This window comes from Massilia sp. Dwa41.01b, from assembly GCF_014171775.1.
GTDB lineage: Bacteria > Pseudomonadota > Gammaproteobacteria > Burkholderiales > Burkholderiaceae_D > Telluria.
This window is the reverse complement of sequence record NZ_CP050454.1, coordinates 3,816,586-3,833,605: the sequence shown is the minus strand read 5'-3', so window position 1 is coordinate 3,833,605 and position 17,020 is coordinate 3,816,586. Positions and strand designations below refer to the sequence as shown.

At 64.3% G+C, this 17,020-nt stretch carries 12 protein-coding genes and 1 pseudogene; 8 read left to right on the top strand and 5 right to left on the bottom strand.

What is annotated here, in order from left to right; genetic code table 11:
• Window positions 1-25 precede the first annotated feature (25 nt).
• The 4 genes from G4G28_RS17625 to G4G28_RS17610 all read left to right on the top strand — a co-directional run bounded on the left by G4G28_RS17625 (window position 26) and on the right by G4G28_RS17610 (window position 3,324).
• Complete coding sequence (locus G4G28_RS17625; protein ID WP_229425166.1) at window positions 26-427, top strand: hypothetical protein; 402 nt, start codon at window positions 26-28, stop codon at window positions 425-427.
• A gap of 123 nt (window positions 428-550) precedes the next feature.
• The gene (locus tag G4G28_RS17620; protein WP_182989267.1) at window positions 551-1,675 is read left to right on the top strand and encodes a carboxypeptidase family protein; all 1,125 of its coding nucleotides are present in this window, start codon (window positions 551-553) and stop codon (window positions 1,673-1,675) included.
• The gene (locus tag G4G28_RS17615; protein ID WP_182989266.1) at window positions 1,676-2,152 is read left to right on the top strand and encodes a CYTH domain-containing protein; all 477 of its coding nucleotides are present in this window, start codon (window positions 1,676-1,678) and stop codon (window positions 2,150-2,152) included.
• A complete protein-coding gene (locus G4G28_RS17610) occupies window positions 2,149-3,324 on the top strand; it encodes a serine hydrolase (RefSeq protein WP_183107649.1) in 1,176 nt (391 codons plus the stop codon). The genes G4G28_RS17615 and G4G28_RS17610 overlap by 4 nt, the downstream gene beginning before the upstream one ends.
• Here G4G28_RS17610 and G4G28_RS17605 read toward each other — a convergent pair.
• From G4G28_RS17605 to G4G28_RS17595, 3 genes are all read right to left on the bottom strand, one after another.
• Complete coding sequence (locus G4G28_RS17605; RefSeq protein ID WP_183107648.1) at window positions 3,314-3,979, bottom strand: hypothetical protein; 666 nt, start codon at window positions 3,977-3,979, stop codon at window positions 3,314-3,316. The two genes, G4G28_RS17610 and G4G28_RS17605, sit on opposite strands and share 11 nt — an antisense overlap.
• Before the next feature lie 157 nt (window positions 3,980-4,136).
• On the bottom strand, window positions 4,137-4,370 hold the full coding sequence (locus G4G28_RS17600; protein ID WP_182989264.1) for a hypothetical protein: 234 nt from the start codon (window positions 4,368-4,370) through the stop codon (window positions 4,137-4,139).
• Between the two features lie 95 nt (window positions 4,371-4,465).
• A complete protein-coding gene (locus tag G4G28_RS17595; protein ID WP_182989263.1) occupies window positions 4,466-5,722 on the bottom strand; it encodes a DUF2863 family protein in 1,257 nt (418 codons plus the stop codon).
• A gap of 307 nt (window positions 5,723-6,029) precedes the next feature.
• Here G4G28_RS17595 and G4G28_RS17590 point away from each other — a divergent pair, with 307 nt between their 5' ends.
• A complete protein-coding gene (locus G4G28_RS17590; protein ID WP_182989262.1) occupies window positions 6,030-8,360 on the top strand; it encodes a TonB-dependent siderophore receptor in 2,331 nt (776 codons plus the stop codon).
• 74 nt (window positions 8,361-8,434) lie between these two features.
• Window positions 8,435-9,116, top strand: a pseudogene (locus tag G4G28_RS17585) (Fe2+-dependent dioxygenase).
• Window positions 9,117-9,702: 586 nt separating this feature from the next.
• Here G4G28_RS17585 and G4G28_RS17580 read toward each other — a convergent pair.
• On the bottom strand, window positions 9,703-12,153 hold the full coding sequence (locus G4G28_RS17580; RefSeq protein WP_182989261.1) for a TonB-dependent siderophore receptor: 2,451 nt from the start codon (window positions 12,151-12,153) through the stop codon (window positions 9,703-9,705).
• Between the two features lie 204 nt (window positions 12,154-12,357).
• On the opposite strand from G4G28_RS17580, the gene G4G28_RS17575 reads away from it, so the two are divergent.
• Both G4G28_RS17575 and G4G28_RS17570 read left to right on the top strand, forming a co-directional pair.
• Window positions 12,358-12,912 (top strand): GNAT family N-acetyltransferase, encoded by a 555-nt coding sequence (locus G4G28_RS17575; protein ID WP_182989260.1) that lies wholly within the window; start codon window positions 12,358-12,360, stop codon window positions 12,910-12,912.
• A gap of 112 nt (window positions 12,913-13,024) precedes the next feature.
• A complete protein-coding gene (locus G4G28_RS17570; RefSeq protein ID WP_182989259.1) occupies window positions 13,025-14,071 on the top strand; it encodes a hypothetical protein in 1,047 nt (348 codons plus the stop codon).
• Between the two features lie 90 nt (window positions 14,072-14,161).
• Here the strand turns inward: G4G28_RS17570 and acnA are convergent, their stop codons facing one another.
• A complete protein-coding gene (gene acnA / locus G4G28_RS17565; RefSeq protein WP_182989258.1) occupies window positions 14,162-16,870 on the bottom strand; it encodes an aconitate hydratase AcnA in 2,709 nt (902 codons plus the stop codon).
• Between the last annotated feature and the right edge of the window lie 150 nt (window positions 16,871-17,020).

Here is a 17,020-nt window from a genome sequence, read left to right as displayed (position 1 = left end):
CAACCAACCCGCAAGGATTATCGTCGTGAAACAAGAGGTCATTCGTCAAGTGAAAAGCCTGGCCATGTCGTGCGACAAGGTCGGCAACTCGCTGCTCGTCAAGTTCTCCAACCAGGGCGCCGCCGACATTGGCCTGCATATTCCGGCAAGTATCGTGTTCTGGCTGCTCAAGCACCTGCCGGTCAACCAGGACCCGACCCTGCAACCGCCGCCGGCACCGCCCGTCATCGCCGAGCAGGACTGGCGCAATCCGGCGAACCGACGCGCGCTCTACCTGAATTGCCGTGAACTGCCGGGCAAGCTGCGCATGGCCTTCACGATGGAGCAGGGCCCCGACGTGGTCGTGATCCTCGACCGCAGCAACGTCGAACTGATGCGCCAGATCCTGGTGCTGTACAGCCGCGAGCTGATCGACCTCGACGCCTGATACCGCGCAGGCCTGGCCGCAGGGTGGCGCCGGCGACCGTGCGGTGCTGCCGTGCAGTTTCGTCGGGCACGGCAAATCCGTTATGATTCTCTTCTTTGTGACCAGGCCAACAAGAGGATCAGCATGCCTATCAAAATCAGCCAGCATTTCGACTCGGGTGCCATCGAGGTCGTGTCCGCACAGAGCGCGCAGCAGATCGATCTGAACCTGCGCCGCGACAACAACGCCGATATCCACCAGTGGTTTCACTTCCGCCTGCAGGGCGCGCGTGGCCAGGCATGCACGATCCGTTTTCTGAATGCCGGCCAGGCCACCTATCCCAAGGGTTTCGAAGGCTACCAGGTCGCGGCCAGCTACGACACCGAGAACTGGTTCCGGGTACCGACCAGCTTTGACGGCCAGGTCATGACGGTCAGGCACACGCCTGAACTCGACAGCATCTATTACGCCTATTTCGAGCCCTACACCTGGGAGCGCCACCTGCGCCTGCTGGGCGAAGTGGCCGAAAATCCGATCGCGCGCGTGCATGACATCGGCACCACGCTCGACGGCCGCGACATGAACCTGGTCGTGATCGGCAACCCGCAGGCGGAGAAGAAGATCTGGGTCATCGCGCGCCAGCACCCGGGCGAAACGATGGCCGAATGGTTCGTCGAAGGCATGATGGATGCGCTGCTCGACGACGCCAATCCGATCGCCAACAAGCTCCTGCAACGCGCCGTCTTCTACATCGTGCCGAACATGAATCCGGACGGCTCCGTGCGCGGCAACCTGCGCACGAATGCCGCCGGTGCCAACCTGAACCGTGAGTGGATGAACCCGACGCCGGAGCGCAGCCCGGAAGTGCTGTGCGTGAAGAACAAGATCCACGAGCTAGGGGTCGACATGTTCTTCGACATCCATGGCGACGAGGCGCTGCCCTACAACTTCGTGGCCGGCAACGAGATGCTGGCCGATTTCACGCCGGAACGCGAGGCGCGCCAGAAAGCCTTTGTCGCGCAGTACATGGCGGCCAGTCCCGACTTCCAGAACGTCCATGGTTATGCTGCCAGCAAGTACAACGAAGAACTGCTGACCCTGGCATCGAAATACATCGGCCACACCTTCAAGTGCCTGTCGCTGACGCTGGAAATGCCGTTCAAGGACAACGCCGATTTGCCCAATCCCTACACGGGCTGGAACGGTGCGCGCAGCGCGGCGCTGGGTGCGGCCATGCTGCAGCCGATCCTGCAATCGCTGGACCAGTAAATGGGCGTCGAGATCGAACGCAAGTTCCTGGTGCGGGGCGAAGCCTGGCGCGACCTGGCCGAGCCCGTGCTGCTGCGCCAGGGCTACCTCAGCGCCGATCCCGAACGCGTGGTGCGCGTGCGCATCGACGGCGAGCGGGCTTTCCTCACGATCAAGGGCAAGAGCCGGGGCGCAACGCGGGGCGAGTGGGAATATCCGATTCCCGTGCCGGAAGCGGCTGAACTGCTCGATGGCCTGTGCCAGCAGCCTCTGGTCGAAAAATACCGCCGCCGCCTCCGCGTTGGTGCCCATACCTGGGAAGTCGACGAGTTTCTTGGCGTGAACGCGGGCTTGGTGGTGGCCGAGATCGAACTCGCTTCGGAGAACGAGGCCTTCGAGCAGCCCGACTGGGTCGGCCGCGAAGTGACAAGCGACGCCCGCTACTTCAATTCGAACCTGATACGCCAGCCGTATTCCACCTGGAAGGACCACGCATGACCCTCGTTTCAAGGCGCACCGCGCTCGTCTCCAGCCTTGCCCTGGTCCTCGCTGTGGGTACTGCCGCTGCCGCGCCCGCCGGCGTCATCAAGCGTGCCGTCGCCAGGCCGGGCTACTTCCCGCCGGCCGGGGACTGGGCACGCAAGCAGCCCGCCGCGCTCGGCATGGATCCGGCCGCCCTGACCGCGGCCGTCGCCTACGCGCAGGCGCACGAAACCGAACGCGCGCTTGATTTTTCCGACCAGGAAGCGACCTTTGGCACCCGTCTCGGTTCCATGCCGACGCGGCGCGCCCGCACGAATGGCCTGGTGATCTACAAGGGCTATGTGGTGGCCGAGTTCGGCGATACCAGCTTCGTCGACCCGACCTATTCGGTGGCCAAGAGCATGCTCTCGACGCTGGCGGGCGTTGCCCAGCGCGACGGACGCATCGGCAAGCTCGACGAACCGGTGGCCGCGCGCGTGCAGGACGGCGGCTACGCGTCCGCCCACAATGCCTCCGTCACCTGGAAGCAGCACCTGCAACAGGAAAGCGAGTGGGAAGGCAGCATGTGGGGCAAGGATGCCGATTTCGTCGGCAAAGCGGCGTTCGGTGCGGGCGAACGCAAGCCGCGCACGCTCGGGGCGCCGGGCAGCCACTACGAGTACAACGACGTGCGCATCAACCGTTTCGCCCTGTCGCTGCTGCGCGTGTTCGACAAGCCCTTGCCGGAAGTGTTCCAGGAACAGGTGATGGACGTGATCGGCGCCTCGAACAGCTGGAAGTGGGTGCCTTACCACAACAGCTATGTGGACCTGCACGGCAAGCAGGTGCCATCGGTCAGTGGCGGCACGCGCTGGGGTGGCGGCATGTGGATCGATTCCTGGGACATGGCGCGTTTCGGCTACCTGTGGCTGCGCGGCGGTCAATGGAACGGCCGTACCGTGCTGCCGTCAAGCTATGTGAAGGAAGCCTTGACGCCGAGCGCGCATGGTCCGGACTATGGCTACCTGTGGTGGCTCAACACCGGGGGCAAGACCTTGCCGGGCCTGCCGGCCAACGCCTTCGCGGCACTCGGTGCCGGCAGCAACACGATCGTCGTCTCGCCCGACCACGACCTGGTGGTGGTCTGGCGCTGGCATGGCGGCAATGCCGCCGAGTTCACCAGGCGGGTGATCGCGGCTATTCGCTGAGCGCGCCTGCGCCCGGATCGCCGGCATCGGCGCTACCAGGCACCTGCGCACGCCCCATGCCACACACGCCGGGTCCAAACTGGGCGCCCAGGAAGGCCAGGTAGGCCGCATCGAGCCTGGCCAGGGCCGCGCAGCGGAAAGGCGGCTGGCGGATATCGCCGAACAGGTAGATGACGGCCGTGACGGCGAAGAATTCCTTCTCGTTCTCGAGGAAGTGCGCCGAGCGGAAAAGGGGCGGGAAGACGTTCGACGCCATCACCTGGGTATAAGCCTGCCTGATCTCCGGCCGGTCGCGGCCCAGGACGTTGACGTGGTAGGCGTGCAGGAATTCATGCAGCAGGACCGGCCGGTCCGCTTCGAACACCATCGGACGAACGCGCACGGCGCCGACGCCGCGGCGGACGGCAAAGGCGCCAAGTTGCCCGTCGCGCAGGTCCGGATCGACCACGACCACCGTGCGTTTCATCGCCGCCAGCACCTGTGGCGGCAGCCCGACGGATTCGATCACCTTCAACTGTTCCTGCAGCGAAGCCATGGCCTCGTTTGACAGGCGTTGCTGCGACTGATCGATCTGGAAGGGCGTGCCTTCGGCGGCCATGAGCGGGCTGCAGCAGAAGGCTGCGGCGGTGAGCGCGGCAAGGAAACAGGACTTCATCATGGGCAAGGTCGGTATTGAAAACCTGCCGATTATGCACTGCGATGATTGCTCGTGGGAATTTCTTGGACGGGACAATGCCCGGCCGGCCGCGACAGGCCCTATGCTGGCCGCGTTGCCCAGCCGGTCGAGACATGGTGTCTCCCGACGCGACAGGTCACCGAAAACCGAGGAACAAGGCCTGGTCCACCAGGCCGAGGCGCGCCAGCGTCAGAACAACCATGCCATACAGGACAGGGAGGATCGCGAGCCTCAGATGGCGCAGCGCACCGGGCGCCCGCCCGCCCAGCGCCCTGGCCAGCAATATCAGCACCCAAACGGCATCGAGTGCGAGCACGAACAACACGAGGAAGGCTGCCTTGTCGTTGCCTGAAAAGTGACTGTAAAGCACTGCGATTGCAAGTAGCAGGACCGGGGGCGAACCCGAGAAAGCTGGTACTCACGCGCGCAGGACTCCACGGCGCCCGGCAAGGCACCGCCCGCCGATCAATGGAAGTGCTCGGTACCGGCCGGGGTGTCTTCCGGCATTTCCGCATGCACCAGGTCGCCGACCGGATCGGCGAACAGGGGCGCGCCGCAGTCGTCGCAATACTCGGCAACGTAGCGCTCGTTGATGCGTTTGATGTGGGTGACACCGGCCTCGTTCAGCAGGGCGACAATCTCGTCGATCGGGCTCAAGGGTGCTGGCAGCAGGCCGGCTTCAAGCCCGTCGGCCGGCGTGCCTTCCTCGTCTTCCTGGCCATACAAGGGCCAGACGATGCCATACACCACCTCGGAACTCTGGCGCAGCGTGAAGCCGACGCGGTACTCGTCGATCTGGCCGTCGGCCGGCTCTTCGCCGAAACCGGCGATCACGGCGCGCAGGTCCGACGCTTCCAGGTCGAGCGTGTTGGTCAGGTAGTGCACGGCGGCGCGGATCGACACCGGACGGATGGCCTTGTCCGCTTCGCGGCAGGCCACGTAATACGCTTCCGGCAGCAGCAGTTCGACGCCGCAGCCCGGCAGCAGGCGTGCCACGTTGCTGGTGGCCTGCTCGCGCCAGGCGGCCAGTGCATTGGCGCGCTCGGTTTCGACGTGCATATGGTGCTGAGGCTCCTGCCAGCGGAACAGCGGTGCGCCCGCGGGCGCGACGACGGCGACCAGCAGGTAGCGGGTATCGGCCAGGAAGGGCGCCGTTTCCGGCGTGCGCACCGCCGGCTTGACGCCGCCGCCCTTGTGCGCAGCCTGGGCCAGCTTGTGGGTCAGCGCATAGGTCTCGGCATGGCTGCGCGGCAGCTGGTCGATCGCGTACAGCGTCGGCGCCATCGACATCTGCACGCCTTCGGCCAGCAGGTGAGCCGAGAAATGCGCCGACAGGGTGGTGAGCAAGTCCGCGGGGATCGTGCCCGAGCCGATGGAGAAACGGGTCCAGGCGAGGATGGGCGCGGCCACCAGCAGGGCTTGCCAGGCGACGTCGGCGCCGTCCTGCTGCTCGACCATGGTCGACGATTCGCTGACGGCCTCGACGCCGTCCATCAGCACGTCGTAGGCGGCCAGGTCGTCCTTGAACAGGGCGTTGAGTGCGGCGTCGATGCTTTCCTGGTGATTGGTCTTGAGCAGTTTTTGCAGCTGCGTGTCCAGGTGGCGCTCCCAGGTCCGTTCTTCAACGCGGCTGGCAGACTGCACGATGGCCTGGGCAATGCTGGAAAGGCGCTGGCTTTCTGCGGAAAGTTTGTTGGATGAATCTTTGGAGGGACGACGCATGGCGCTGAAAGAGTCTCTTTGTAAAGGTGAGGATCGTAAGTCCAAGGGGTCAATGATAAACCTATATCCCCGGTATTGTAGTTGATTCGGCTACATGCCATGAACACGCGGGAAGGGCAAGGGGAGGGCGCAAGGAGCGGCGCCGGGCGTTCGCGCAGGCAGCAGAAGCGTGGTAGCCCGGCACGTCGGCTGAACAATACTTGCCAAATCCGCCAATAGAAATCATAATGCGAATCGTTCTCATTTCTTCTCCGGGCGTGCGCTTGTACAAGCGCTACCGGACAGGCAAACCCTTCCGACCGACACCATGACCAAGACAGCAAGCCCAGCAGTCCCGCGCGCCAACTCCTTCATCCGCAGCCGCAAGCACGTCCGCCTCGCGGCGCCTTGCCTGGGCGGTTCGGCGCTCGCGGTGCTGGCCTCGCTGGCCGCGCCGCTGGCGCATGCCGACGGCGCCAAGGACATTGATCCGACGATCCCCGTCGTCGAAGTGTCGGGTGCGAACCGCCGCGACGTCCAGGCGCCGGTCATGTCGAGTTCGGATAAATTCACGGCGCCGCTGCTCGATACGCCCAAGTCGGTCACCGTCATCGGCCAGGAAGTGATTTCGCAAACGGCCGCGGTGACGCTTACCGACGCCCTGCGCACGGTGCCGGGCATCACCATCGGCGCGGGCGAAGGCGGCAATCCGGTCGGCGACAACGTCTTCATCCGCGGCTACAACGCCCAGACCGACACCTATGTCGACGGCATCCGCGACGCCGGCTCGCAGTCGCGCGAGATCTTCAACCTCGAGCAGGTGGAAGTGGTGAAGGGGCCGAACTCGGCCTACGGCGGCCGTTCCTCGGCCGGCGGCGGCATCAACCTGGTGAGCAAGTCGGCCAAGCTGGAAAACTTCAGCAACGCGACCGTCGGCCTGGGCACCGACCAGTACCGCCGCATCACCACCGACATCAACCGCTCGCTGGGCGACAACGCCGCCTTCCGCCTGAACCTGATGACGCACGAGAACGACGTGGCGGGACGCGACGTCGTCGGCGGCGAACGCTGGGGCATCGCGCCCACCGTCAGCTTCGGCCTGAACGGACCGACGAAAGCGACCCTCAGCTACTACCACATGGAATCGAGCGAGATCCCGGACACCGGCATCCCGTTCAACAACCCTTTCGCCAGCGGCCCGAACCTTCCCTTGAACGGCAACGGCACGCCCCTGAACGTCGACCGCGAGACCTTCTACGGCCTGGCGAACCGCGACTTCCGCGACACCCGCAGCGACATCGGCACGGTCGACCTGCGTCATGAGTTCAGCCCGAACCTGGTCTTGCGCAACGTCACCCGCTACGGCAAGACGAAAAACGATTTCGTCTGGACCCAACCGGACGATTCGAAAGGCAACACGGTCCTGTACGGCACGGTCTGGCGCCGCGCCAACACCCGCGTCACCGAGACGGAAACGGCAGCCAATACGACGGCCCTGTCCGGCAAGCTGACTACCGCCGGCATCAAGCACAGCTACAACATCGGCGTCGAGTTCAGCCGCGAAGAAGTCGAGCGCAGCTCCTACCTGTTTACGCCGGGCACCAACAACCCGCTGACCGGCACCTTCACCTGCCCGACCTCGGGTGCGAACACGCTCTACAACTGCGCCCCGCTGCACAACCCGAACCCTTACGATCCGTGGGTCTACACCCGCAGCGTATCGCCGGCACTCACCAAGGTAAAGACCGATACCCGCGCCGTGTACGGCTTCGACACCATTGAATTCAATCCGCAGTGGCTGCTGAACCTGGGCGCGCGCTGGGACGATTTCAAGACGGCGCTCGACGTCAACGCCACCGCCACGGCAGCCGCCACGCACGCCCGGGTCGATACCAGCTTCGACACCTACCAGGCCGGCCTGGTGTTCAAGCCTTCCAGCAACGGCAGCATCTACGTGTCGTATGCAACTTCGGCCACGCCGCCGGGCAACGATGGCGGCGACGGCCTGGACGCGCTCAGCGTCGCCGTGCAGAACCTGCAGCCGCAGGAGAGCAAGAACTGGGAGCTGGGCACGAAGTGGGAAGTGCTGCGTGGACGCCTGTCGCTCAACGCTGCCCTGTTCCAGAGCAAGATGAACAACGCCCGCGTCACCGCACCCGACGGCACCACCCAGAATGTCGGCAAGAAGGAACTGAAGGGCGTGGAACTGGGCTTCTCCGGCAAGCTGACCAATGCCTGGCAAGTCTTTGGCGGCTACACCTGGCTGGACGCGGTCCTGGTCGACAACGGCTACCTGAACGTCGGCACCACGGCCGCGCCGGTATACGTGGCCTCGCCCTACAGCGGCAACGTGTTCCCGAGCACACCGAAGCACAGCGCCTCGCTGTGGAGCTCGTATGCCGTGAACAAGGACTTCAGCTTCGGCATCGGCATGAACTATGTGGACAAGGTCTACGCCAACGTCAACAACACGAAGCATGCGCCCGGCTACACCCGCTTCGACGCCATGGCCAGCTATAACCTGAACAAGAGCGTGTCCTTCCAGCTGAACGTCCAGAACCTGACCGACAAGCTGTATTTCGACCGCGTGTCCTCGCCGCACTATGCGGGCGTGGGCCCGGGCCGTTCGGCGAGCCTGACGGCAAACCTGAAGTTCTAAGCGCAATCAAAGTTACAGCGGCCCTCCCTGCTTGAAGCGGGGAGGGTCGTGTCACGTTTGGAGGGAAACACACCATGATGCTGCACATCCCTGGCGTCCTGAATCCGGAACAAGTGGCCGCAGCGCGGCGGCGCCTTGCCGAGACGGACTGGGTCGACGGCCGCGCCAGCGTCGGGCCGCAGGGTGCCCAGGTCAAGCGCAACCGCCAGCTGGCCGAGGGGGTCGCCGCTGGCGCTCGAGCTGGGACAGATCGTCAGCGCCGCGCTGATGGCCCACCCGCTGTTCTTTTCCAGCGTGCTGCCGCTGCGCATCCTGGCGCCGTACTTCAACAGCTATGGCGGTGGCGAGCATTACGGGCTGCACGTGGACGGCGCCATCCGCGCCCAGCGCGCCGGCCTGCCGCCGCTACGCGCCGACGTCTCGACGACCGTGTTCCTGAGCGAGCCGGACGAATACGAAGGAGGCGAGCTGGTCGTGGTGGATGCCTACGGTACCCACGAAGTGAAATTGCCTGCGGGCGACGCCATCGTCTACCCGGCCGGCAGCGTGCACCAGGTGCTGCCGGTGACGCGCGGCGAGCGTGTCGCCTCCTTCCTGTGGACCCAGAGCATGGTGCGCGACGATGGCAAGCGGGCGATGCTGTACGAGCTCGATACCCACATCCAGGCCCTGCGCGCCGCGCACGGCGAATCCGAGGCGACGGTCGGCTTGACCGGGCACTACCATAACCTGCTGAGGATGTGGGCGGAGGTGTAGGGTAGGCGGGTCTCCCGCCTGCGCGTTCCATTCATGCATGAGAAAACGCGGCTTTTCATCGGGCGCTTGAACGCGTAGGCGGCATAGCCGCCTACCCTACGCGATGTGGGCGGAGGTGTAGGGTAGGCGGGTCTCCCGCCTGCGCGTTCAAATCATGCATGAGAAAACGCGGCTTTTCATCGGGCGCTTGAACGCGTAGGCGGCATAGCCGCCTACCCTACGCGATGTGGGCGGAGGTGTAGGGTAGGCGGGTCTCCCGCCTGCGCGTTCAAATCATGCATGAGAAAACGCGGCTTTTCATCGGGCGCTTGAACGCGTAGTTCCCGTAGGGTAGGCGGCTACACCCATACAGGGGAGCAGACGTGCCGTGCGCGCCGCCTATGCGTTCAAGCGTCGTATGAAATGTCGGGTCTTTTCATCTTCCGCTTGAACGCGTAGGCGGGAAACCCGCCTACCCTACCTGGCGGACCTCCACCCTAGGCGCTTAGTTCAAGCGCCGTATGAAATGTCGCGTCTTCTCATCTTCCGCTTGAACGCGTAGGCGGGAAACCCGCCTACCTACCAGGCGGATCTCCACCCCCGTTACTTAGAACGAGTAATCCACCCGCGCGTAGAACGAGCGGCCGTTCACGCCGAACGGGCAGGTTTCCCAACAGTGGGTGAAGCCCAGCTGCGGGAAGGGCGCTGCCCGCTCGGTATCCCAGCGGGTCGGGTAGGTGTCGAACAGATTATTGACGCCGGCCGACACGCTCAGTGCCTTGCTGAACGAATAGCGCGAGGTCAGGTCGACGATCCACTTCGCTTCCCAGGTCTGGACGAAGCCCGGGGTGAAGCCCTGGCCCTGCACCTTGCCGTAGTAATTGGCGCGTGCCGTCACGTTCCATGGGCCGGTCGTGTAGTCGGCTGCCAGCACGTGGTGCTGGCGTGGCTGGCCGCGTTCGATCAGCGTCACCTGGGTGTCGTCGAAGAGCTGCTCGCCGCTCAAGACCGGCGACTGCGATTTGCGGTCCTTCACTTTCGTGCGGTTGAAGCCGAGCTGGCCGGACAGCACCAGGGTCGTGCCCTGGCCGCGCGTGGTGTGCTGGACCGCCAGGTCGAAGCCGTCGGTCTCGGTGTCGATCGCGTTGGTGAAGAACTGGGCCTGGCCGACGCGCAGCGGATCGAGAATGCCGCGGATCGGGCAACCGGCCGGGGTCAAGCAGGCGGACTGGGCTTCCGGTGCGATATTGCTCGAGAAGACGATGCGGTCGTCGATGTCGGTGCGGTACAGGTCGGCCGTGACGTTGAGGTTCTTCGTCGGGCGCAGCACCAGGCCGATGCTGGCGTTGGCGGAGGTTTCTTCCTTCAGCGGGGCGATGCCGAAGGCCTGGGTCACGGCGCTGTTCTCGCGCGCGGTCAGGGTTTCGGTCAGCACGCCGGCGCCGTTCAGGTTGGTCGACACCGAGCTGTAGAACTTCTGCTGCACGCCTGGTGCGCGGAAGCCCGTCGACAGGCTGCCGCGGATACCGACCATCGGCGACGGGTCGAAGCGGGAGCTCAGCTTGAAGGTAGTGGTGGCGCCGAAGTCGGAATAGCGCTCGTGGCGCGCGGCGGCGCCGACCGTGAACTTGTCGCCGAACTTGCGTTCCAGGTCGAGGTAGAGGGCGATGTTATGACGGCCATCGTCGACTTCGGTCGATGGCGTGTAGCCCGGGAAGCCCTGGATACCGGAGGCGGCGATGCCACCGGTGGCGTCGCGGATCACGATGGCCGGATTATTGGTACGGCCATACTGGTAGGAGACCGGGTCACCCGCCACGATCTGGTAGGCGTCGCGGCGCCACTCGAAGCCGGTGGCCACGAACAGCGGGCCGCCCCACAGGTCGACCGGACCCTTGAAGTCGAGGTTGACGGTGGTCTGGTTGAATTTCAGGGTGCCCGTGTCGGCTTCGCGCGGCGACTCATGGACGTTGTTCTCGTACCAGTAGCTGACGTTGATCGAATTGCGCTCGTGGAAGCCCAGCTGGCTGCGGCCGTGGTTCACGCTCAGGTCGGCGCTCCAGTCCTTGCCCAGTTCGTGGCGGTAGCCGACGGCCAGCGAGGCGTCCTTGACGGTGGTGACAATGTTCGGCAGGTAGCCGTTCGGGTACACCTCGGGCACGTTGCGCGCGTCGCCGGCCGAACGGAAGAAGCCGGCGGCATCGCCCTTGCGCTTGGAGGCACCGCCGAAGACGTAGAACTCGCCCTTGTCCGACAGCGGCAGCGCGGCATTCGCCCACAGGTATTTGTCGGTTGCGTTGCTGTCGCCGATACGCTGGGTGACGCGCGGCGGATCCACGCGCGCGCTGTCCGGGCCGGCGCGGTTGGTCTCGTTGCGCTTGCGCCATTCGGCCGTCAGGTTGAGCGAACCATCGCTGCCGAGCGCGAAGCCCTTGTGCACGCTGGTCGAATAGGTGTCGCCGTCGCCTTCGCTGGTCGTGCCGACGTTGGCGCTGACCTGGCCGAGGTTCGCGCCTTTCTTCAGGATGATGTTGATGACACCGGCAATCGCGTCGGAGCCGTACTGGGCAGCGGCGCCGTCGCGCAGCACCTCGATGCTCTGGATCGCCGACAGGGGAATGGCGTTGATGTCGGTACCGGCCGAGCCGCGGCCGATGGTCTGCTGCACGTTGACGAGCGCCTGCTGGTGGCGGCGCTTGCCGTTGACGAGCACCAGCAGCTGGTCCGGACCGAGGCCGCGCAGCGTGGCCGGACGGATGATGTCGGTGCCGTCGCTGATGAAGGTGCTGCTGAAGTTGAACGAGGGGTCGAGGTCTTGCAGCACCTTGCCCAGCTCCTGCATCCCGGTGGACTGCATGTCCTTCAGGTTGACCAGGCCGACCGGTACCGTCGTGTCGAGCGCGCTCTTGGGCTGAGTGCGGGAACCGAGCACGACCACCTGGGCCGGCTGCTCTGCGTTCTGGGTGTCCTGCGTCTGCTGCGCGGCCACCGGTGCCGACGCGAATGCGGCGATGATGGCGGTTGCCAACAGCGTGCGCTGATGCTTCTGTTTCGTCATTGTTGTTATCCCCTGAATGAATGTCACGGTGTCGGATTGCCGATGTGTCACTTGTACCGACAACTCATCATATCCATTCGTTATGCATTGGCAAGCAATAGTTACCCGGCATAGGGAGTCGTGGATTAGGCGATACACTCCAGAATTGTTGTGTTGACACCTTGAATCGTGCGAGGATAAGGCTGTCCCGTTCCGTCCTGCCAGATGACCCCGCCTCTCTTGCCGCCCTCCCTCGTGCCGCTCGCCCTGGCTGACGCCGCCGCCCTGGGCATATTCGAAACCCGCAACCGCGCTTTCTTCGAAGCGAGCATCAATGCGCGTCCGCCGGCCTTCTACGCGCCTGGCGGTGTAGAGGCGGCGGTGGCGCAGGCCCTCGCCGATGCACGCGCCGACCGTGGCTACCAATACCTGCTGAAGGAAGAGGGCGGGGAGATCGTCGGACGGTTCAACCTGAGCGGCGTGCGCCGCGCGCATTTTCAATCGGCGACGCTGGGCTACCGTATTGCCGAGTCTGCCTGCGGCAAGGGCTATGCGAGCGTGGCCGTGCGCCAGATGCTGGAGCGCGCTTTCGGCGAGCTCGGCCTGATGCGCATCGAGGCCGATGCCCGGATCGACAACGCTGCCTCGATACGTGTACTCACCCGCAACGGTTTCGTCCAGTACGGACATTCGCGCCGCAGTTTCGAGCACGGCGGCGCCTGGCACGACCGGCTGCATTTCGAGCGGCATCGCCCTGCCGCGGAATCGGCGCCGCCGTAACGGGTTCCCCGTCCTTCAAGAGCTGCCCGACAGGACCCTGTCGACTGTTCATGCAAAAAAGCTAACTCCTGGACTCCCCTCGGTTATTATCGAGGTGAAACAAAAAGTAACGGTGGCCGACGGCGCTGGTATTCCCGGCCGCCGCGTTTTCTTCAGCGACGATCACCAGCTCAACCAGCGCCGCCTCCCCGATGTCAACACGAACATCTACGGGCCCGTGCTCTACAGCGGGGGCGGCCTGGGCGTGAAACTGTCCCTGCTCGAGTTCGACCAGGAAAAGGGCGACAAACTCGCCGATACCCTGCTCAAGAGCATTGCCGAGCTCGGCACGCGGGCATCGTCCGGTGTTCCCGGCTACCTGCAGGAACCGCTGACTTCCCTGTTCCAGTCGGCGCTGCAGGGCGCGCGCAGCAAGGACGATTTGTTTGGGCAGATCACCTTTGTCCTCGACGACCGCACCGGCGCCAACAACGAACCGACTTCCCCCTTGCGCACCGGCGACATCGTCTTCATCAGGCAATCCGACCGTGCCAGGGCCATTCCCTGGGATACCCTCTGCTACAGGCCGCATACTGCCGAACTGTATGAGCGGATACCCAAGGAACAGGACAAGACGATCATCGACGAGCTGCCCCCAAAACTGAATTACGTCGTGATCTCGCTGGTCAAGAATGCCGGTGCCGATGCGGGACGGATCCAGGATGCGTTCACGTACGAGCGTTTCGTGGCTGAGCTGTCCCAACGTAAATCCCAGCAGGGGCTGATTTCCGGCGTGGAGGAGGTGACGCTGGCACTGCAAAGCCGTGCCGCCGAACGCGAATTGTTCCGGCAGATCGAGGTTCTCGAAGTTCCGAGCGGGAATATTACGGAACTCGAACGGTTCGACGCCGCAGCGCCTTTGGGAAAGGTGCTGTACGCCTCCATGCTCGGCACCGGAGGATTCGATCCGGAATCGGTCAAGCCGAACGCCGCGTGCCTCTATCTCAAGAAGGAGAAGGTGAACCCGGATATCCTCTCCAGGCTGCTGGCCCGGCTGGCGCGTACGAACGACAAGCATACGCGCGAGAAATTCATGCGCTTGTCCACGGCGCCGAAGACCTGTGTCGAAGCGGACAAGGCATTGGTCGATATCCAGAACCACTTGCTCGCACCGAAGTAGCAAGGTGGCAGGTGAAAAAAAAGCCGGATCCGCGTGTGCGGCATCCGGCTTTTTTTGCATCCGCCGCGTGCGCGGCGGACGGACCATCGATTACGCAGCCAGCAGCTGGCGCAGCACGAACGGCAGGATGCCGCCATGCTTGTAGTAGTCGACTTCGATCGGGGTGTCGATACGCAGCAGTACCTGGACTTCCTGCGTCTGGCCGTTTTCGCGGTGGATCACCAGGGTCGCCAGTTGTTGCGGCTTGATCTCGCCTTCCAGGCCCTTCAGGTCGTAGGTCTCCTTGCCGGTGATGCCCAGGGTCTCGACGCTGTCGTTGCCGATGAACTGCAGCGGCAGCACGCCCATGCCCACCAGGTTCGAACGGTGGATACGCTCGAACGAACGGGTGATGACGGCCTTCACGCCCAGCAGCTGGGTGCCCTTGGCTGCCCAGTCGCGCGAGGAGCCGGTGCCGTACTCTTCGCCGCCGAAGATCATGGTCGGGGTGCCTTCCGCCACGTACTTCATCGCCGCGTCGTAGATCGACATCTGTTCGCCGGTCGGCTGGTGGATCGTGATGCCGCCTTCGACTGCCGAACCGTCAGGCTTGGCCGGGATCATCTTGTTCTTGATACGCACGTTGGCGAAGGTGCCGCGCATCATGATCTCGTGGTTGCCGCGGCGCGAGCCGTAGGAGTTGAAGTCGGCTTTCAGCACGCCGTGATCCTTCAGCCACTTGCCTGCAGGACCGTCTTCCTTGATCGAACCGGCCGGGGAGATGTGGTCGGTGGTGATCGAATCGCCGAACACGCCCAGTGCGCGCGCGCCCTGGATGCCGGTGGCGGCCGCTTTCGGGGTCATCTCGAAGTCGGCGAAGAACGGCGGCTCGGCGATGTAGGTCGACTCGGGCCAGTTGTACACCTGGCCTTCGGTGGTGGAGACGCGCTCCCACAGTTCGCCCGGGTTGCCCTTGACGTCCGCGTAGTTCTTCTTGAACACTTCCGAGTTCATCGCGAAGCGCATCAGTTCGCCCACTTCCTGCGAGGTCGGCCAGATGTCGCCCAGGTAGACGTCGACACCGTTGGTGTCCTTGCCGACCGGTTCCGTCATCAGGTCGCGCGTCATGTTGCCGGCGATCGCGTAGGCGACGACCAGCGGAGGCGAGGCCAGGAAGTTCGAACGGATGTTCGGGTGGATGCGTGCTTCGAAGTTACGGTTGCCCGACAGGACGGCCGAGGCGACGATGTCGTTCTGGACGATCGCGGCGTTCAGTTCCGGGGTCAGGTCGCCGGCATTGCCGATGCAGGTGGTGCAGCCGTAGGCGGTCACGCCGAAGCCCAGCTTTTCCAGGTAAGGCAGCAGGCCTGCAGCGGTCAGGTACTCGGTGACCACGCGCGAGCCAGGGGCCAGCGAGGACTTGATGTGCGGGGCGACGGTCAGGCCGCGTTCGACGGCTTTCTTGGCCAGCAGGCCTGCCGCCAGCAGCACGCTCGGGTTCGAGGTGTTGGTGCACGAGGTGATCGCCGCGATCAGGACGTCGCCGTTCTTCACGCGCACGCCGTTGGTCGTCTCGTAGACTTTCGACAGGTCTTCAGGCGCCTTGTTGAAGCCGTTCTGGGTGGTCGGCTTGCTGAACAGCTCGGTGAAGTTGTTCTTGACGTTGCCCAGTTCGATACGGTCTTGCGGACGCTTCGGGCCGGCCAGCGACGGGGTGACGGTCGACAGGTCCAGTTCCAGCACGCGGGTGTAGTCGATCTCGCCGGCTTGCGGGATGCCGAACATGCCCTGCGCCTTGTAGTAATTCTCGAAGGCAGCCAGTTCTTCTTCGGTACGGCCGGTGCCGCGGAAGTAGTCGACGGTGGCTTCGTCCACAGGGAAGAAGCCCATGGTCGCGCCGTATTCCGGTGCCATGTTGGCGATCGTCGCGCGGTCGGTGGTCGACAGCGAACGGGTGCCCGCGCCGAAGAACTCGACGAACTTGCCGACGACTTTCTCTTTGCGCAGCATTTCCGTGATGGTCAGCACCAGGTCGGTCGCGGTGCAGCCTTCGCGCAGCTTGCCGGTGAGGTTCACGCCGATGACGTCCGGGGTCAGGAAGTACACTGGCTGGCCCAGCATGCCGGCTTCCGCTTCGATGCCGCCCACGCCCCAGCCGACGACGCCGACGCCGTTGATCATGGTGGTGTGCGAGTCGGTGCCGACCAGGGTGTCAGGGTAGTAGGTGTCGCCCTGCTTCATGACGCCGCGCGCCAGGTATTCCAGGTTGACCTGGTGGACGATGCCGAAGCCCGGTGGCACGACGCCGAAGGTGTCGAAGGCCTGCATGCCCCATTTCATGAACTGGTAGCGCTCGTTGTTGCGCTGGAATTCCAGTTTCATGTTCAGGTCCAGGGCGTTCGGCTCGCGGAAGTGGTCGATGGTGACCGAGTGGTCGACGACCAGGTCGACCGGCACCAGCGGCTCGATCTTCTTCGGGTCGGCACCGGTCTTGGCGGCGACGTTGCGCATCGCGGCCAGGTCGGCCAGCAGCGGCACGCCGGTGAAATCCTGCAGCACGACGCGGGCAACGACGAAAGGAATCTCGTCGGTGCGCTCGGCGGTCGCGCCCCAGGTGGCCAGCTGGCGCACGTGTTCTTCGGTGACCTTCTTGCCGTCGCAGTTACGCAGCACGGATTCGAGGACGATACGGATCGACACCGGCAGGCGCGACAGGTTCACGCCCAGGCTTTCGCCCAGCGCCGGCAGCGAATAGAACTGGCCGGACTGACCGCCAGCAAGCGGGAAGTCCTTCAGCGTGTTCAGGGTGTTGCGAGACATAAGCTCTCCTTCAGTAGGGTCTCTTGTTATTGCTTCGAGCGTGTGAAAAAATCCTCCATGGCTGCGTTGCATCGTCTCGCCGTACTAACGTACTGTCTCGACGATGCGCCTTGCCCTGAAGGCTTTTTTCACACGCTCTACGGGTGCTAA